This window comes from Actinokineospora fastidiosa (genome assembly GCF_014648415.1).
In the GTDB taxonomy this organism is placed as follows: domain Bacteria; phylum Actinomycetota; class Actinomycetes; order Mycobacteriales; family Pseudonocardiaceae; genus Actinokineospora; species Actinokineospora fastidiosa.
The window spans coordinates 1-853 of record NZ_BMRB01000021.1; the positions used below are offsets into that span (position 1 = coordinate 1).

The following is an 853-nucleotide window of genomic DNA, read 5'->3' on the forward strand; positions in this document are numbered from 1 at the left end:
TACAATTATTCATGGGTGCCAAGCAAGCGCGTGCATAGTGACAGGGGTTTGTGAACGTGTCAGACAAATTAGAAGGGAAAAAATGCTACCGGTAGCTGGGTGCGAATTCCAGGGGGGCTTAAAGAAGGTTAGTGAGGCTGCTCATGCCTGGGAGACCGCCAGAGGTAAGGCCGCCGACACCGGGGATGGAGGCCAAGCTAGACATGCCGGGAATGCTCGAGGACGCCATCTTGGGAAGGGAGGTCAAGCTGCTCATGCCGGGAATTGAGGACAGGCTATCCATGCTAGGGAGCGAGGGCAAGCTGCTCATACTGGGGATTGAGGGCAAGCTGGACATGCCAGGGATTGAGGGCAGGCTGCTCATGCCGGGGATCGATGGCAAGCTTGACATTCCGGGGATCGATGGCAAGCTTCCCATACCGGGGAGCGACGGCATCGAGGGCAGGCTGCTCAAACCGGGGATGGCAGAAAGGCTGCTGGCTCCAGGAAGAGAGCCGATCAATGGAAGAGATCCGAGGCCGGCGTCACGTTTGAGCAAGTGGGGAATCAATAAGCCGGAGGTGGACAAGGGTGAGGCTTGGTGGGCGCCGTTCAATGAGCCAAGCTTGGAGGTAAGGCCTTGAGTGACAGGAAGAATGGAGCCGACGCTGCCGAGCACCGGGAGGGTTTGGACACCGTTGGTGAGCGAGCCCACGGTACCCAAGAGGTCGAGGCCTCCTAATTCACGGCGCTCAAGGGAGCGGGTGACCTCGTCTAAGGTGCCCTCAAGGTCAATTAGTCCACCCTCGCCAATCAATTTAGTGTCCGAGAGGACCCGGCGCTCAAGGGAGCGAGTGACCTCGTCTAAGGTGCC

1 protein-coding gene is annotated in these 853 nt (G+C 58.7%); it reads left to right on the forward strand.

The features are described 5' to 3' along the window. Positions 1-131: 131 nt before the first annotated feature. A complete protein-coding gene (locus IEY98_RS33555; protein WP_189214505.1) occupies positions 132-623 on the forward strand; it encodes a hypothetical protein in 492 nt (163 codons plus the stop codon). Positions 624-853 lie beyond the last annotated feature (230 nt).